Annotated in this window: 14 protein-coding genes; 1 reads left to right on the top strand and 13 read right to left on the bottom strand. The window is 41.9% G+C overall.

Going from position 1 to position 16,641, the window contains the following annotated elements; translation table 11 throughout:
* Window positions 1-112: 112 nt before the first annotated feature.
* The 5 genes from rpoZ to C0966_RS03575 all read right to left on the bottom strand — a co-directional run bounded on the left by rpoZ (window position 113) and on the right by C0966_RS03575 (window position 5,049).
* The gene (rpoZ, locus tag C0966_RS03595) at window positions 113-334 is read right to left on the bottom strand and encodes a DNA-directed RNA polymerase subunit omega (RefSeq protein ID WP_274853838.1); all 222 of its coding nucleotides are present in this window, start codon (window positions 332-334) and stop codon (window positions 113-115) included.
* A gap of 2 nt (window positions 335-336) precedes the next feature.
* Entirely contained in the window at window positions 337-951 is a 615-nt protein-coding gene (gene gmk / locus C0966_RS03590; RefSeq protein WP_274853837.1) for a guanylate kinase, read from the bottom strand.
* A gap of 8 nt (window positions 952-959) precedes the next feature.
* On the bottom strand, window positions 960-1,223 hold the full coding sequence (gene remA / locus C0966_RS03585; protein ID WP_003350261.1) for an extracellular matrix/biofilm regulator RemA: 264 nt from the start codon (window positions 1,221-1,223) through the stop codon (window positions 960-962).
* Window positions 1,224-1,283: 60 nt separating this feature from the next.
* Window positions 1,284-2,159, bottom strand: a complete 876-nt coding sequence (locus tag C0966_RS03580; RefSeq protein WP_274853836.1) for a YicC/YloC family endoribonuclease — start codon at window positions 2,157-2,159, stop codon at window positions 1,284-1,286.
* Window positions 2,160-2,370: 211 nt separating this feature from the next.
* On the bottom strand, window positions 2,371-5,049 hold the full coding sequence (locus C0966_RS03575; protein WP_274853835.1) for a cation-translocating P-type ATPase: 2,679 nt from the start codon (window positions 5,047-5,049) through the stop codon (window positions 2,371-2,373).
* Between the two features lie 143 nt (window positions 5,050-5,192).
* Here C0966_RS03575 and C0966_RS03570 point away from each other — a divergent pair, with 143 nt between their 5' ends.
* Window positions 5,193-6,926 (top strand): Rqc2 family fibronectin-binding protein, encoded by a 1,734-nt coding sequence (locus tag C0966_RS03570; RefSeq protein WP_274853834.1) that lies wholly within the window; start codon window positions 5,193-5,195, stop codon window positions 6,924-6,926.
* A 28-nt stretch (window positions 6,927-6,954) separates the two neighbouring features.
* Here the strand turns inward: C0966_RS03570 and pyrE are convergent, their stop codons facing one another.
* The 8 genes from pyrE to C0966_RS03530 are packed head-to-tail and all read right to left on the bottom strand — an operon-like array spanning window position 6,955 to window position 16,476.
* Complete coding sequence (gene pyrE, locus C0966_RS03565) at window positions 6,955-7,596, bottom strand: orotate phosphoribosyltransferase (RefSeq protein ID WP_274853833.1); 642 nt, start codon at window positions 7,594-7,596, stop codon at window positions 6,955-6,957.
* On the bottom strand, window positions 7,593-8,309 hold the full coding sequence (pyrF, locus tag C0966_RS03560) for an orotidine-5'-phosphate decarboxylase (protein WP_274853831.1): 717 nt from the start codon (window positions 8,307-8,309) through the stop codon (window positions 7,593-7,595). Before pyrF ends, pyrE begins: the two co-directional genes overlap by 4 nt.
* A complete protein-coding gene (locus tag C0966_RS03555) occupies window positions 8,281-9,222 on the bottom strand; it encodes a dihydroorotate dehydrogenase (RefSeq protein WP_274853830.1) in 942 nt (313 codons plus the stop codon). Before C0966_RS03555 ends, pyrF begins: the two co-directional genes overlap by 29 nt.
* Window positions 9,219-9,998, bottom strand: a complete 780-nt coding sequence (locus tag C0966_RS03550) for a dihydroorotate dehydrogenase electron transfer subunit (protein ID WP_274853829.1) — start codon at window positions 9,996-9,998, stop codon at window positions 9,219-9,221. The genes C0966_RS03555 and C0966_RS03550 overlap by 4 nt, the downstream gene beginning before the upstream one ends.
* Window positions 9,995-13,207, bottom strand: a complete 3,213-nt coding sequence (carB, locus tag C0966_RS03545) for a carbamoyl-phosphate synthase large subunit (protein WP_274853828.1) — start codon at window positions 13,205-13,207, stop codon at window positions 9,995-9,997. The genes C0966_RS03550 and carB overlap by 4 nt, the downstream gene beginning before the upstream one ends.
* Window positions 13,186-14,292, bottom strand: a complete 1,107-nt coding sequence (locus C0966_RS03540) for a carbamoyl phosphate synthase small subunit (protein WP_274853826.1) — start codon at window positions 14,290-14,292, stop codon at window positions 13,186-13,188. Before C0966_RS03540 ends, carB begins: the two co-directional genes overlap by 22 nt.
* Window positions 14,289-15,575: a dihydroorotase gene (locus C0966_RS03535; protein ID WP_274853825.1), complete on the bottom strand. Its 1,287-nt coding sequence runs from the start codon at window positions 15,573-15,575 to the stop codon at window positions 14,289-14,291. The genes C0966_RS03540 and C0966_RS03535 overlap by 4 nt, the downstream gene beginning before the upstream one ends.
* Complete coding sequence (locus tag C0966_RS03530) at window positions 15,538-16,476, bottom strand: aspartate carbamoyltransferase catalytic subunit (protein WP_274853824.1); 939 nt, start codon at window positions 16,474-16,476, stop codon at window positions 15,538-15,540. Before C0966_RS03530 ends, C0966_RS03535 begins: the two co-directional genes overlap by 38 nt.
* Window positions 16,477-16,641 lie beyond the last annotated feature (165 nt).

Below are 16,641 nucleotides of genomic sequence, written 5' to 3'. Positions count from 1 at the left end.
GATACTTCTATTATGCAAGAACGATTTGTTTTTTTCACCTTTTTCGACATTTTCCATTCGACATACATAAAAATAACAACCTAAAATAGCTAGGTTGTTATTTTACAGTAAATTAATCTTCTTGTACCTCTTTTTTGGAGGAATCTGTCGTAAAGTGGAGCCGGTCCATGTAAATTTCCTCCAAAGCTTTGCCTACAAATTTATGGGAAACGTAATGATCCAAACTTAGTTTGCCATTTTGCTGTATATCCCTCGCTCTTTTTGCAGCTACCGTAACGAGCGAGTATTTTGAATCTATTTTTTTCATTAATTCATCTATTGATGGATAAAGCATCGTTATTCTACCTCCAACATTTTCTTATAACGGTGTTCAACTCTCTCCCTGCGGCAATGCTCAGCGATTACAATCGCTTTAATCCGCTCTACAGCAAGTTCAACCCGGTCATTTTCGACGACATAGTCGTATAAACTCATCATTTCGATCTCTTCCCGCGCCACCGTCATTCGATTATTTATCACTTCTTCCGTTTCTGTTCCACGGGTAACAATCCTGTTTTTAAGTTCTGATAAACTTGGCGGCATTAAAAAGATAAATAAGCCATCAGGAAATTTTTCCCTAACTTGGCGAGCTCCCTGAACTTCAATTTCAAGGAATACATCCTTCCCTGCGTTGAGAGTTTCCTCAACATAATCAATCGGGGTGCCATAATAATTTCCTACAAATTCAGCGTATTCCAGCAGTTTTCCCTGTTTGATCAGTTCTTCAAATTCTTCTCTCGTTTTAAAAAAATAATCAACTCCATCCACTTCTCCCTCGCGGGGGGGTCTTGTCGTCATTGAAATGGAGTATTCAAACGCAATATCGGGCTGGGAAAAAATCTCCTTGCGGACAGTTCCTTTCCCTACACCGGATGGTCCGGAAAGAACAATAAGCAATCCTTTTTCTTGCATGAAAAATCCTACCCTTCATCTATTATTTCATCTCGGTCATTTAATCGATGGGCAACGGTTTCAGGCTGGACAGCAGATAAAATGACATGGTCACTGTCCATAACAATTACTGCCCGTGTTCGTCTTCCATATGTTGCATCAATCAAGGATCCTCGGTCACGCGCATCCTGAATGATCCTTTTTATTGGTGCAGACTCGGGACTTACAATAGATATAATCCGGTTGGCTGAAACAATGTTTCCAAACCCGATATTAATTAATTTTATGGACATACTGGTCCTCCAATCATTAGTTATTTATTTTGACCGCAAGTCTTCATTTCTAAACGGCATTCACTCGATATTCTGAAGTTGTTCTTTGATTTTTTCGAGCAAGCTTTTCATCTCTACAACTGCATTTGCAATATTGTAGTCATTTGCTTTTGAGCCGATCGTGTTCACTTCCCTGTTCATTTCTTGAACTAAGAAATCGAGCTTTCTGCCGACCGGTTCATGAAGTTTCACCGTTTTGTCAAATTGAAGGATATGGCTTTTTAATCTTGCTAATTCTTCACTGATGTCTGCTTTATCGGCAAAGATCGCTGTTTCCGTTAAAATCCGGGCTTCGTCAATTTCTCCGGCTTGCAGATCTTCCATTCGTTTTGCAAGTCTTTTTCGATAATGTTCAACGACAGTTGGCGCCAGATTTTCCACTGAATGAATTTGATCATTCAATTTTTTTAAGTGGATGTACAAATCTTTTTCAAGAGCTTCACCTTCTAATCTCCGCATTTTATTCAAGTCGGAAGCAGCATCTTCTACAGCTGTTAGAACAAGCTTTTCAAGTTCTTCATTCTCAGCTTCTTCTTCTTCGATTGTTATGATTTCATCCCGCTCAAGCAAAACTTTAAGCGGTACATCGTTTGATAAATGATATCGTTCTTTTATTTTTTCTATGTAATGATAATATTCATCAAGCAAGTTCCAGTCAACATTCACCTTACGGGTAACAATCCCCGTTCCACCGATTGTTATGAAAACTTCGACTCTGCCTCTTTGAATCGTTTCTGCCAACTTTTTTTTAATTTTGTCTTCAATTTTTAATAACTGGCGAGGCATACGGATATGGAATTCACAAAAACGATGGTTGACAGATTTTATCTCTGCTGTCACTGAAAACTCGGATGATTCGGCTTTTCCTCTGCCAAACCCTGTCATGCTTACGACCATTTCCAACACATCCAATCCATTAAAGAAACGAATAAATATGAAATCAGAGAGCGCTCATCTTTAGGCGACAAGCGTAAGACAGTCCTCGAAAGGACAGACCCTGCCCTCTGAAGAGGAATGGCTTACGATCTCAGGGCCATGGCGCTCGGAGCAAACAACTATAAAAAAGGTAATAGAGGCATCTCTATTACCTTTAGGATTATAACACATTTCATATTGTTTTTCTTGTCAAAAATGACCCTGCCAGTAAAAAAGTTGGAATAGAAGCAAGACCCCCAATCAACAGCCAATCATTCAATAAGATCGGAACGGTATGGAAAATCGACTGAAGCGGCGGATAGTAGATAACAATCAGCATTAAGATTATTGATGATAAAACTGCCCAGTTCAAGTAGTGATTCCCAAAAGGATTTCGTGAGAAAACAGAACGCTCACTTCTGCAATCAAACACATGGATGAGCTGGGCGAGAACTAACGTTGCGAAAGCTACTGTTTGTGCATAGATAAGGTTATCAGGATATCGGTAATATGCTGTCATAAAGGCTGCCAACGTTACACCGCCTATTAGAAAACCTCTTGAAATGACCTTCCAGCCAAGCCCCCTTGCAAAAACTCCTTCTTTCGGATTCCGCGGTTTTCTTTTCATAACATTTTCTTCAGGCTGATCAAGTCCCAGTGCCATTGCAGGCAAACCATCTGTTACAAGATTCACCCATAATATTTGAATCGGCACTAGCGGAAGCGGAAGGGCAAGAAGCATCGCGAACAACATGACAAGGATTTCCCCTACATTTGAGGCTAGTAAATATCTGATAAACTTTCTAATATTCTCGTATATGTTTCTTCCTTCTTTAATCGCTGATTTGATTGTTGCGAAGTTATCATCCAATAGAACGAGCGATGATGCCTCTTTTGCGACATCCGTACCAGTAATTCCCATCGCAACGCCAATATCCGCAGCTTTTATTGCAGGTGCATCATTCACGCCGTCGCCCGTCATTGCAACAATATGGCCCTTATTTTGTAATGCTTTCACGATTTTTAGCTTATGTTCAGGAGATACTCGGGCAAATACAGATATTTCATCAACGACATCTTCCAGTTCACTGATTGACATTTCTGATAAAGTTTTTCCATCAATGACTCTTGCTTCTTCTGAGAGGATCCCGAGCTGAGCGGCAATCGCCTTTGCGGTAATGACGTGGTCACCGGTGATCATGACTGTTTTAATCCCTGCTTCCCGGCATTCTTTTACGGCTGTTTTCACTTCGGGCCTAGGAGGATCGATCATTCCTTGCAGACCGATCAATATTAAGTCTTTTTCAGCTTCTTTTTCATCTAAAATTACTGTTTTTGCCGGGATCGCTTTATAACCGATTGCAATCGTTCGCAATGCCTTTGAAGCAAGATCATTTATGGCATTTTGGGCATTGCTTCTCATCTCTTTTGAAAAATATTGAAGTTTTCCATCCCAAAGAATCGATTCACATACCCCGATCAGAACATCTGGAGCCCCTTTTGTAACAACGAATTGGCGGCCGTTCCGGTCCTTAACGATCACACTCATCATTTTTCGTGTAGAATCAAAAGGAAATTCATGTACGATTTCATATTGATTTAAAAGGGTTTCCTTTGAATATCCTGCCTTCATTGCGGATACAAGCAAGGCTCCTTCTGTCGGATCTCCATCAATCATGTAATCGTTGTTTCTTCTTATCACTTCCGCATGATTACAAAGCATCCCGAACATGAGAAGCTGCTGCAAAGCTTTTTCTTTTTTTAGGTCGATCATGTTTTCATTCATGTAAAATTTTCCGGTCGGTTCGTATCCGACGCCATCAACAGTCCAAACAGAGCCTCCGCTCCATAAGTGGGTAACTGTCATTTTATTTTGAGTCATTGTTCCTGTCTTATCAGAACATATAACCGATGCACAGCCGAGAGTTTCAACTGCCGGCAGTTTTCGGACAATTGCATTCTTTTTTATCATCCGTTGAACACCGAGAGACAGGGCAACTGTCACAATGGCAGGCAGTCCCTCGGGAATCGCTGCAACGGCCAATGAAACGCCGGCAAGGAACATCGTATATAAATCATGGCCTTGGAGAATACCGACGATGACAACAAGGACTGTTAAGAGAAGAGCAGTGGTTATAAGGATTTTCCCAAGTTGTTCTAGGCGGCGCTGTAATGGCGTTTCCATCATTTCAGCGTTCTCCAACAAATCGGCTATTTTCCCCATCGCTGTTTTCATGCCCGTAGCAACGACAACACCTATCCCACTTCCGCGGGTTACCATCGTCCCCATAAACGCCATATTTTCCATGTCGCCAATTCCCATATGTTCTCCTGATAAAGGATCGGTTGATTTCTGAACAGGCAATGATTCTCCCGTTAATGCCGACTCTTCAATTTCAAGGCTGTTTACTGCTATTAATCTTACATCCGCACCTATTCTGTCACCGCTTGAAAACTTTATTAAATCACCAACAACAACTTCTCTTGAAGGAACCTTTACCCACTTGCCTTCTCTTAAAGCGTTCACTTGCGGAGCGGACAGTTCTTTAAGTGCCTGCAGCGATTTCTCTGCTTTACGTTCCTGAAAAAATCCAAGAAAGCCATTGATGATAACAATTGCAATAATGGCAATTGCATCAATATATTCACCAAGCAAACCTGAAATCAAAGTAGCTGCCAAAAGAACCAGCACCATAAAATCTTTAAATTGACTAAAAAATAAGAGCAAAGCAGATTGCTTTTCTCCTTCAGCTAACACATTATAGCCAAACTGTTTTCTCCGTTTCTTAACGTCATCTTCGGTTAAGCCCGCGGAAAAATTCGTTTTTAATGATTGTTCTACTTCCCTTTCGCTCATTTCATGGAACTTCATGCGGCCATCACACTTCCTCCTTTAGAAATAGACAAGCGTTGTCTTCATCCTAAAGAAAGCTTATTCAACCTTGTCCGAAAAAATGCTTTTTTATGCTATGATATAAACTATTAAAAAAGACTATAGTAAAGGATGTATCCCTCATGGCATTTGATGGTTTATTTACAAGAGCGATGGTTAACGAACTTTCCCAAAAAATAAATGGCGGAAGAATTAATAAAATACACCAGCCTTCCAAAAATGAAATAATCCTAACCGTACGGGCAAACGGCAGTAACCATAAACTTCTGTTGTCTGTTCATCCGAGCTACGCGAGAGTGCAGCTGACGAATGAATCGTTTGATAATCCAACTGAACCGCCAATGTTTTGCATGCTTCTCAGGAAGCATTTAGAAGGTTTTATCCTCGAAAATATATATCAGGAAGGCCTCGACCGGATCATTGTGTTTGATGTAAAAGGAAGGGACGAAATCGGGGATGTATCATATAAGCAACTCATCGTCGAAATAATGGGGCGCCACAGCAATATCATTTTAATCGATAAAGCTACTAACACCATTTTAGACAGCATCAAACATGTATCCTTCGCCGTAAATACGCACAGGGCTGTTCTCCCTGGTTACGAATACATTGCTCCTCCGGAACAAAACAAATTTGATCCTTTCTTAGCAGACGAGCACGAAATTTTAAAACGGCTTGATTTTAATGCCGGCAAACTTGATAAACAGCTAGTTGATCAATTTTCAGGGATTTCACCGCTGTTTGCAAAAGAAATGATCTTTCAGTCAGGAATGGCAAACCGGATGACACTGCCAAAAACATTTTTAACATATATGGAAAAAATCAAAAATAACGAGTACATCCCGGCGATAACTTACGGCAGCAGCAAAGAATCTTTTTACCTATATCCGCTTGAACATTTGAAAGGCGAACATAAAGTTTTTTCATCTTTAAGTGAATTGCTTGACCGCTATTATTTTGGCAAAGCAGAACGCGACAGAGTGAAACAGCAGGCAAATGACCTGGAGCGGTTTATCATTAATGAAAAAGAAAAGAACATAAAGAAAATTGAAAAGCTTCAATCTGAACTGGAAGAAGCGAAAAAAGCCGAGAAGTTTCAATTGTACGGCGAATTATTAACAGCAAATATATATGCTGTTCAAAAAGGGATGGAAGAAATTGAAGTAATGAATTATTATGATGAAAATAACGGGACGATTGTGATTCCGCTTGATCCACAAAAATCCCCTTCGGAAAACGCCCAAAAATATTTTACAAAATACCATAAAGCAAAAAATGCGCTTACGGTCATTCAAGAGCAAATCGAAAAAGCAAAAGTGGAAGTTTCCTACTTCGATTCACTTTTGCAGCAATTAGAAGCAGCATCAACGAAAGATATTATGGAAATAAGAGAGGAACTAATTGAGGGCGGTTACTTGCGAGAACGCCAAAAACAGCAAAATAAGAAGCACCTAAATACAAAACCGATATTAGACAAATATATTTCCTCTGATGGAACAGAAATTTTAGTCGGCAAAAATAATAAACAAAATGATTATTTAACAAATAAATTAGCCGGAAGAGATGAAATTTGGCTTCACACAAAAGATATACCCGGATCCCATGTCGTCATTCGAAGCAAAACTCCGACAGAAAAAACAATCATGGAAGCTGCAAATTTAGCCGCCTATTTCAGTAAAGCGCGAAATTCAAGCTCAGTACCGGTAGATTATACGCAAGTCCGATATGTCAAAAAGCCAAGCGGAGCAAAACCGGGGTTTGTGATTTACGAAAACCAGCAAACCGTATATGTAACACCTGATGAAGAATTAGTATTGGCATTGAAACAAAATATTTCTGGAAAAACAGAAAGGTAAGCACGGGTCCATGCTTACCTTCTTATCTCTATCTTAAGTCTAATTTTTCTTTTCCCCACTCTGCAGGATTTTTTCTCCATTCGGCAAGCTTCTCCATATCTACAGGATCAATATATCCCTTCTCTTTTGCAATTTCGCTCAAGGAGGGAAAATCAGTCAACGAATATGCTGCAACATTTGCTTCTTTAAGAAGTTCTTTCCCTTTTTCCAGCTCGTAAGTAAAAATAGAAACTGCCCCTAAGACATGACAGCCGGCTTCCCGCAATGCTTCAACTGCAGTAATGACACTGCCTCCCGTTGAAATTAAATCTTCAATGACAACAACCTTTTGGCCTTGCACGACTTTTCCTTCGATCTGATTTCCTTTGCCGTGCCCTTTCGGCTTAGAGCGAACATAGCACATTGGCAAATCAAGCAATTCACTGACCCATGCTGCATGGGGTATGCCAGCGGTTGCAGTTCCTGCAACAATTTCAACATCGGGGAATTTTTCCATTATTAATGTTTTTAAACCCTTGGCAATTTCTCTTCTTACCTCCGGATAAGAAAGGGTAAGCCGGTTATCGCAATAAACCGGGGAACGGAGCCCTGATGCCCATGTAAATGGATCATTCGGTTTTAAAGAAACAGCACCGATTTCCAGTAATTTTTCTGCAATGTATCGTTTCATAGCAGTACCCCTTCCCATTGCTTTTTAATCGTTTGATAGCTTTCGAACGGCTCTTTTGACCTCGTAATCGAGCGTCCGACGACAATCGCTGTTGCACCATTTTTTCTGGCCAATTCCGGTGTGGCAACCCGCTTTTGATCGTGGGTATCATCCTCTGTTAACCTGATGCCCGGGGTTACCGTCCAAAAAGAATCACCAACTTGATTTCGAATTTTCGCAGCTTCATGTGTGGAACAAACAACTCCGTCAAGTCCTGCCTCTTTCGCCAACGAAGCATAATGTAAGACTGATTCTTCAAGGGAAACACCAATTAGCTGTTCTCTTTTCATCTGCTCCTCTGAGGTGCTTGTCAGCTGCGTTACGGCAATACAGCCTGGCCTGTTATTGCCTGATATTGTTCCGGCTTCGAGTCCTTCAAGAGCTGCCATCATCATTTCTTTTCCGCCTGCAGCATGGACATTTACAAGATCGCAGCCAAGCCGGGCAAGCCCCTTCATTGCACTTTTGACAGTATTAGGAATATCATGAAGCTTTAGATCAAGAAAAATTCGATGCTCTTTTTCCTTTAATTCATAAATAATAGCCGGACCTTCTTGATAAAAAAGTTCCATTCCGACCTTTAAAAACAGTTTTTCTCCTTGAAAATGTTTAAGAAATTCGAAGACCTCTTGTTTTCGGCCAAAATCAAGAGCAATGATAAGCGGAGTGTCCACGTTTTTTCCAGCTCCTTCCTGTGCACTCGGAAATATGGTCAATCCCAAGTTCAGTCAATAATTGAGGCAACTCTTCAATTATTTTCGGGCAAATATATGGATCGATAAAATTGGCTGTTCCGACGGCAACTGCGCTCGCCCCGGCATAAAAATATTCGATGACATCTTCTGCTGATTGAATGCCGCCCATGCCGATAATCGGAAGCGACACATGCTGGCTGACTTCATAAATCATCCGGATCGCAACAGGCTTAATTGCCGGACCGGAAAGGCCTCCCGTCCCGTTTGCCAAAATCGGCTTGCCCGATTTTACATCAATTCTCATGCCAACAAGCGTGTTAATCATCGTTAAACCATCTGCTCCCCCGTCTTCCACTGCTTTCGCGATTTCAACAATATTTGTGACATTCGGTGAAAGCTTTACATACACAGGAACTTCTGAAACTTCTTTTACTTGTTTCGTTAAATTTTTCGCAACCTCAGGAATCGTTCCAAACGCAATTCCGCCTGTTTTTACGTTCGGACATGAAATGTTTAATTCAAGTGCATGAACATTCGGAGCTTTGGAAATTTCTTTTGCAACGGCCACATACTCTTCTTCACGGGAGCCTGCTACATTGGCGATAATCGGAACATCATATTGTTCGAGTCGTGGAAGTTCTTCTGTCAACACTTTCTCTAATCCCGGATTTTGCAAACCAATTGCATTCAGCATACCGGATGATGTTTCAGCAACACGGGGAGTAGGGTTGCCGAATCTCGGTTCAAGGGTTGTTGCTTTAATCATGATTGCTCCAAGGATGCTCAAATCATAAAACTGGCTGTATTCCTTACCGAAACCGAAACATCCGGATGCCGGCATAACCGGATTTTTCAAGCTTAAACCCGGAATTTCCACGTTCAATCGATTCATAAAATTACCTCCCCTGCTTTAAAGACAGGACCGTCGCTGCAAATTTTTTTATAAGAATGGCCGTTTGGATCATCACTTGTATGGCAAACACATGCAAAGCATGCTCCAATGCCGCAGCCCATTCTTTCCTCGAGCGATATATAAACTTTTTTATCAAAATACGCAGTTTCAAGCGCTTTTAACATCGGTGTTGGTCCGCAAGCATACAGCACATCAAATTGGATTTCCTTTTGTTTTATACAATCGGTAACGAAACCTTTCGTTCCATGTGATCCATCTGCTGTCGCGATAAAAGTCGGTCCTAGTTCCGAAAAAGCTTTTTCATAAAAAACAGCCGCTTTTGTCTGGAATCCAAGTACATGGACCGTCTTAACTCCCTGACTTAACAACCGTTTCGATAATTCGTATAACGGGGGTACACCGATGCCTCCGCCGACAAGAAGAGCTGTTTCCCCTTTTTGTGCCTCGTGAAGCGGGAAACCATTGCCTAAAGGACCTAGTACATCAACTTTGTCACCGTACTTTTTTTCAGCTAAGGCGGAAGTTCCCTTGCCTTGTTTTCGATAAATCATTGTAAACCGGCGGTCTTTCTTATTAATGTTTGAAATGCTGATCGGCCTTCTTAACAATGGATCGCTTCCGCCGCCCACTTTTATATGAACAAATTGGCCTGGTGAATCCATGTCATTGACAAGCTCACCGCTTAGGGTGAGCTCATAAATGGAGTCCGCAATCTCATGTTGAGAAACGACCGAACACAATTCAGTTTTGATCATGCCAGGACCTCCTCCCTTTTTTTCATTGGCTGGTCCATTGCTTCTGCAGAGAAAGTCATTGATTCGATCACTCGTAAAATGGCTTCTGCTGTATCTAGCGAAGTCAGACATGGAATACCGTTTTCGACTGATTCACGGCGGATTCGAAAACCGTCACGTGCAGGCTGTTTTCCTTTTGTTAATGTGTTAATCACCAATTGGGCTTCACCGTTTCGGATGACATCTAAGAGGTCCGGACCTTGAGAACCGATCTTGTCTACTACCGTTACATGGATACCTTCTTGTTCAAGGAATCGGGCAGTTCCGCTTGTAGCCATTAGCTGGTAGCCAATCGCCGCGAAACGCTTCGCAAGCTGAAGTGCTTCTTCCTTATCCTTGTCAGCAATCGTCAATAACACTGTTCCATATCTTTGAATCTTTATTCCAGAGGCTACAAGTCCTTTGTAGAGCGCCTTTTCGAGGGTTGTGTCTTTCCCCATTACTTCACCGGTCGACTTCATTTCAGGTCCTAATGTAATATCCACTCTTCTTAATTTCGCAAAAGAGAACACCGGCACTTTTACGAATACACCGTCCTTTTCAGGAACGAGCCCGCCCGTGTACCCCTGATCCTTTAGAGATTTTCCAAGAATCACTTTTGTCGCAATTTTCGCCATCGGAACATTGGTGATTTTACTCAAGAACGGAACCGTCCTGCTTGATCGAGGATTTACTTCAAGTACATAAACTTCCCCATTGGAAACGACGTATTGAATGTTTAACAGACCGATAATTCCTAAACCTTTTGCAAGCTTTTCCGTATATTCAACCAGTTTTTCTTTTACTTTAAGAGACAAACTTTGAGGCGGATAGACGGCAATCGAGTCCCCGGAATGTACTCCTGCTCTTTCAATATGCTCCATAATTCCCGGAATAAGTACATGTTCTCCGTCACATATCGCATCCACTTCAATTTCCTTGCCTGTTAAATAACGGTCAATTAATACCGGATGTTCCGGATTTACTTTAACGGCATTTTGCATATACTGAAGCAGTTCATCTTCTTTGTAGACAATTTCCATTGCCCTGCCGCCAAGCACATACGAAGGCCTTACTAAGACCGGGTAGCCGATCTCAGCCGCAATTCGGACCGCTTCCTCAACAGACATCGCTGTTTTTCCCTTTGGCTGCGGGATGTTTAACTCCGATAAAGCTTGTTCAAACTTATCCCGGTTCTCTGCCCGATCCAGGCTTTCAAGCGATGTGCCAAGAATTTTCACTCCTCTTTCTGCAAGTCCGGCAGCTAAATTGATTGCCGTTTGGCCGCCAAACTGCACAACAACGCCTGCGGGCTTTTCGAGATCAATAATATGCATGACATCTTCAAGTGTGAGCGGTTCAAAATAAAGCTTATCGGAAATGCTGAAATCTGTTGAAACAGTTTCAGGGTTATTGTTGATGATGATGGCTTCATAGCCGGCTTCTTTAATCGCCCAGACGGAATGTACGGTTGCATAATCAAATTCAATCCCTTGCCCGATGCGGATTGGACCGGATCCTAATACAATGACGCTCTGTTTATCAGTCACTTCCGATTCATTTTCCTCTTCATACGTGCCATAGTAGTACGGTGTATCCGATTCGAATTCGGCTGCACATGTATCCACCATTTTATAAACAGGGATGATTCCATTTTCCTTTCTCCAGTTGTACACTTCCTTTTCCGTTGCACCCCAGAGATCAGCCAGCACCTTGTCTGCAAATCCCTTTTGTTTTGCTTTTTTTCCAAGTTCGATGTTGAATGGATAATCAGCCAGTTCTTTTTCTAAAAGGATAATTCCTTCCAGTTTCTTTAGGAAGAACAGGTCAATTTGGCTCCATTCGTGGATTGTTTCAATTGAGATTCCACGATTAAGTGCTTCTGCGATGTAAAATAAACGTTCATCACCGGCTTTTCTGATCCTCTTTTCTAAAAGAGCGTCATCCACTTGATCGGCATCGTTTAGCTTAAAGTGGTAAACATTCGCTTCAAGAGAACGGATTGCTTTTAAAAGAGATTCTTCAAATGTCCGCCCTATTGCCATCACTTCCCCGGTTGCTTTCATTTGGGTTCCGAGAGAACGGTTTGCTGATTCAAACTTATCAAACGGCCAGCGTGGAATTTTTGTAACAACATAATCGAGTGCCGGCTCAAAACATGCATACGTCTTTCCGGTTACAGGGTTCATCATTTCATCAAGCGTCAAGCCAACGGCAATTTTTGCTGCCAGTTTGGCAATCGGGTAGCCTGTCGCTTTTGAAGCTAGTGCTGATGAACGGCTGACCCTTGGATTCACTTCAATGATGTAATAGTGAAAGCTGTTCGGATCAAGGGCAAGCTGAACGTTGCATCCCCCTTCAATTCCCAGGGCGCGAATGATTTTTAAGGATGCATTTCGAAGAAGCTGGTATTCACGGTCACTTAACGTCTGGCTCGGCGCCACAACAATCGAATCTCCGGTATGTATTCCGACCGGATCGATGTTTTCCATGTTACAAACAACGATGGCATTATCATTTGAATCCCGCATCACTTCATATTCGATTTCTTTATAGCCCGCTATACTCTTTTCGAGAAGACATTGATTTACAGGACTGTTTTTCAGACCGCTCGTCACAATTTCCACAAGCTCTTCTTCATTATTGCAAATTCCGCCGCCCGTTCCCCCGAGTGTAAACGCCGGGCGTACAATGACCGGATAACCAACTTCATTCACAAATTGAAAAGCTTCTTCAAGCGTATGAATGATTTCACTTTCCGGTACAGGCTCGCCGAGTTCATTCATTAAGCTTCTGAATAATTCACGGTCTTCTGCTTTTTCGATCGCCGAAAGCTTTGTTCCTAAAATTTCAACCCCGCACTCATCGAGCACACCTGATTTTGCTAGCTCCACTGCAAGATTTAAACCCGTTTGCCCGCCTAGGGTAGGTAAGATCGCATCAGGACGTTCTTTCCGGATAATTCTGCTCACAAATTCAAGGGTCAACGGTTCAATATAAACGACGTCGGCAATTTCCGTATCAGTCATAATTGTTGCCGGATTCGAATTAACAAGTATTACTTTGTACCCTTCTTCTTTCAAAGCAATGCAAGCCTGTGTTCCTGCATAATCAAATTCTGCCGCCTGGCCGATGACAATAGGTCCTGACCCAATGACAAGAATGCTTTTTATATCTGTACGCTTTGGCATATGTGAGCACCTTCCCCTTTTTCCAATTCAATCATTTGCAAAAACTTATCGAATAGGTTGTTGGCATCTTCAGGTCCCGGTGATGCTTCCGGATGGTATTGAACAGTGAACGCAGGAACGTCCAAATGTTTCAAGCCTTCAATTGTTCCGTCATTTAAAGCGATGTGTGTCACTTCCAGCCTTGTTTCTTTAATAGATTCTTTTTCAACTGTATAGCCATGATTTTGCGATGTCAGAGCCACTTTCCCGGTTTCCAAATCTTTTACAGGATGATTGGAACCTCTGTGTCCGAACTTCATTTTCACTGTATTGGCACCGCAAGCAAGCGCAAATAATTGATGGCCGAGACAGATTCCAAACAAAGGAACCTTTCCTAAAATCCCGCTGATCATCTCGATCGCTTCCGGCACATCTTTTGGATCTCCGGGTCCGTTTGACAGCATCACACCATCCGGGCTTAAATTCAAGATTTCTTCGGCTGTCGTATCATAAGGAACAACAACAACGTCACAATCCCTTTTGTTTAATTCTCTTAAAATGCCATGTTTCATCCCGAAATCCACTAAGACTATGCGTTTTCCTCTTCCGGGGCTTGGATATGGTTGTTTTGTTGAAACTTGTTTTACTTGATCAGTTCTTAACCGAACAGCGCGAAGCTTCTCAAGAACCTCATTTGCATCTTCATCGATATTGCAAATTGCCCCTTTTAATGTTCCGTATTTCCGGATAATCCTCGTAAGCTTCCTTGTATCGACCCCTGCAATTCCAGGGATATTTTTTAATTTTAAAAATTGATCGAGCGGTTTTTCACTTCTCCAGTTTGAAGGAAATTCAGCTGTTTCTTTCACAATCAAACCACTAATCGCAGGACTTATTGACTCAAAGTCATCCCTGTTAATCCCGTAATTTCCGATTAAAGGATAGGTGAATGTGACGATTTGTCCGCAATAAGATGGATCTGAAAGGACCTCTTGATAGCCGGTCATTCCGGTATTAAAGACTACTTCTCCAATTTTATTGACATCACTTCCAAATCCCTCTCCGATAAAAATCGTTCCATCTTCAAGTATCAGCTGTTTTTTCATGCAGTAACACCCCTTTTTGTCCAAACAATTTTTCCATCAACGATTGTCATTACAGGCCAGCCTTGACACTCCCAGCCTGCAAATGGTGTATTCTTTCCTTTTGAGAGGAATTTATTGGGGTCAATCGTTTCTTTATGATCCAAGTCGATTAAGACAATGTCAGCCGGAGCGCCAACCTCAATCTTTCCTGTCTTTAATCCAAATGTTTCTGCCGGTTTTACCGTTAAAAAATTAATCAAGTTACTTAATGAGAAGATTTCTTTTTTTACAAAGTGAGTGTATAAAAGTGGAAATGCTGTTTCCAAGCCAACAATTCCGAATGGTGCCAGTTTCATTCCTTCAGCCTTTTCTTCGGCTGTATGCGGGGCATGATCTGTAGCGATAAAATCAATCGTTCCATCCAAAAGACCTTCGATTAATGCTTTTCGGTCTTCGCTTCCTCTCAGTGGAGGATTCATTTTGTAATTGGCATCAAGCCCCGGAATATCCTCATCGCATAAAAGCAAATGATGGGGTGTCACTTCAGCTGTGACATGTATTCCGGCACGCTTTGCATCCCGAACAACTCTTACAGATTCTTTCGTACTGATATGGCAAACATGGTAGTGGCATCCGGCAGCTTCTGCGAGCAAAACATCTCTCGCAATATGTACAGATTCACATACCGATGGAATTCCGTTCAATCCGTATTTTTCTGAAAAAACTCCTTCATGGACCGAACCTTTATTAATTAAAGTGTTTTCCTCACAGTGGGCAACAATCGGCATATCGATTTTGGCTGCTTTTTTCATCGCCTCGAACATGACTTTTGCTGATTGGACACCAACGCCGTCATCGGTAAAGGCAAATGCCCCGGACTCTTTTAACGCTTCAAAGTCTGTTATTTCTTCGCCAAGTTCCCTTACGGTAATTGAGGCATAAGGCAGCACTTTTACATGTGCAGTTTCATTTATCCGCTTCATTAGCCATTCCATTTGCTCTTTTGAATCAGGAACCGGACGAGTATTCGGCATTGCGGCAATGGTTGTGAATCCTCCTTTCGCCGCAGCCATTGTTCCCGTTTCAATCGTCTCTTTTTTCTCGCCGCCCGGTTCTCTTAAATGGACATGGAGGTCAATAAACCCCGGAGAAATGAAGAGTCCTTCTGCATCAATAACTTCATCTGCTTCTTTATATAAGCTTTCATTAATTTCTTGTATTTTTCCGTTTTCAATGTAAATGTCAGCTGTTTGAAAATATCCCTCTTTAGTAAGCAACCGGCCATTTTTGATGATTAATGACATTTACCTTACCTCCCTCTTGTTTCTCCAATGCACGTTTTAATACTGCCATTCTAACGTAAACTCCGTTTTGCATTTGTTTAAAAATTCTTGATCGTTCACATTCAACTAAACTGTCGGCAATTTCAACATTCCGGTTCACTGGTGCCGGATGCATAATTATGCTTCCGTATTTCATTGTTTTTTCTCTTGCCTCTGTTAAACCGAACGCTTCGTGATACTCACTGGCTGATTTGAATCCTTTCGCTTCATGGCGCTCGTGTTGAATCCTTAAAAGCATAACAACGTCTGCTGTCCGGATGGCGAAATCGATCTCTTCATAATGACCATATTCTAAAAGACTTTTATCAAACCATTCTTCCGGTCCGGAAAACACAACCTCTGCACCTAGACGTAGCAATGCATCGGCATTTGACCTTGCAACACGGCTGTGGCGTATATCCCCGATAATGGCGACTTTAATTCCATTAAAACCGCCGAATTCTTGTTTTATTGTTAATAGATCAAGAAGCGACTGTGTTGGATGATGACCGCACCCGTCTCCTGCATTGATGAGCGGGATCTGCACCCGATTTACAAGCTCATCAAAGTATCTGTCTTTGTTATGCCTGATGACAACCGCACTGACGCCTATTGATTCAAGAGTCCTTACAGTGTCATAGAGGGTTTCTCCTTTTAACACACTGGATGTGCTCACTTCAAAAGGTATAACTTCAAGCCCGAGTTTTCTTTCTGCTATTTCAAAACTGCATTTTGTCCTCGTACTCGGCTCAAAAAACAGATTTGAAACAAAGGTTTGTTTATTCGGCCTCCATATCTTTCCTTCCGCAAACTCCTCTGCATCCGATAAAATTTCGTGAATGTCTTCAATTGTCAATTCTGTTGTGGTAAGCAATTGTCTCATCCTTAACAGCCTCCCGGTTGGTCTCTCATTAGAAAAGCGCAAGCGCCTCGCTCAGGCCCGACAAGCGCTGGAGGGCCTGCCGGTGAAGTCGTTTTTTGACTTCATTGGCAGGCGTGAGGCGACCTCGAGGGCCTAGGCGCTGGAGCTGGACAGTTTTCAAAGTCC

The organism is Bacillus methanolicus (genome assembly GCF_028888695.1).
Taxonomy (GTDB): Bacteria; Bacillota; Bacilli; order Bacillales; family Cytobacillaceae; genus Bacillus_Z; species Bacillus_Z methanolicus_B.
The sequence above is the reverse complement of the archived record's forward strand: the minus strand, read 5'-3'. Positions and strand labels throughout refer to the sequence as shown.

Excerpts from the sequence above, each read along its gene's own strand:
- remA (WP_003350261.1), bottom strand. The coding sequence starts at position 1,223 with ATGTCCATAAAATTAATTAATATCGGGTTTGGAAACATTGTTTCAGCC.
- C0966_RS03570 (WP_274853834.1), top strand. The coding sequence starts at position 5,193 with ATGGCATTTGATGGTTTATTTACAAGAGCGATGGTTAACGAACTTTCC.
- pyrE (WP_274853833.1), bottom strand. The coding sequence starts at position 7,596 with ATGAAACGATACATTGCAGAAAAATTACTGGAAATCGGTGCTGTTTCT.
- C0966_RS03540 (WP_274853826.1), bottom strand. The coding sequence starts at position 14,292 with ATGAAAAAACAGCTGATACTTGAAGATGGAACGATTTTTATCGGAGAG.
- rpoZ (WP_274853838.1), bottom strand. The coding sequence starts at position 334 with ATGCTTTATCCATCAATAGATGAATTAATGAAAAAAATAGATTCAAAA.
- C0966_RS03575 (WP_274853835.1), bottom strand. The coding sequence starts at position 5,049 with ATGAAGTTCCATGAAATGAGCGAAAGGGAAGTAGAACAATCATTAAAA.
- gmk (WP_274853837.1), bottom strand. The coding sequence starts at position 951 with ATGCAAGAAAAAGGATTGCTTATTGTTCTTTCCGGACCATCCGGTGTA.
- carB (WP_274853828.1), bottom strand. The coding sequence starts at position 13,207 with ATGCCAAAGCGTACAGATATAAAAAGCATTCTTGTCATTGGGTCAGGA.
- C0966_RS03550 (WP_274853829.1), bottom strand. The coding sequence starts at position 9,998 with ATGATCAAAACTGAATTGTGTTCGGTCGTTTCTCAACATGAGATTGCG.
- C0966_RS03555 (WP_274853830.1), bottom strand. The coding sequence starts at position 9,222 with ATGAATCGATTGAACGTGGAAATTCCGGGTTTAAGCTTGAAAAATCCG.
- C0966_RS03530 (WP_274853824.1), bottom strand. The coding sequence starts at position 16,476 with ATGAGACAATTGCTTACCACAACAGAATTGACAATTGAAGACATTCAC.
- C0966_RS03580 (WP_274853836.1), bottom strand. The coding sequence starts at position 2,159 with ATGGTCGTAAGCATGACAGGGTTTGGCAGAGGAAAAGCCGAATCATCC.
- C0966_RS03535 (WP_274853825.1), bottom strand. The coding sequence starts at position 15,575 with ATGTCATTAATCATCAAAAATGGCCGGTTGCTTACTAAAGAGGGATAT.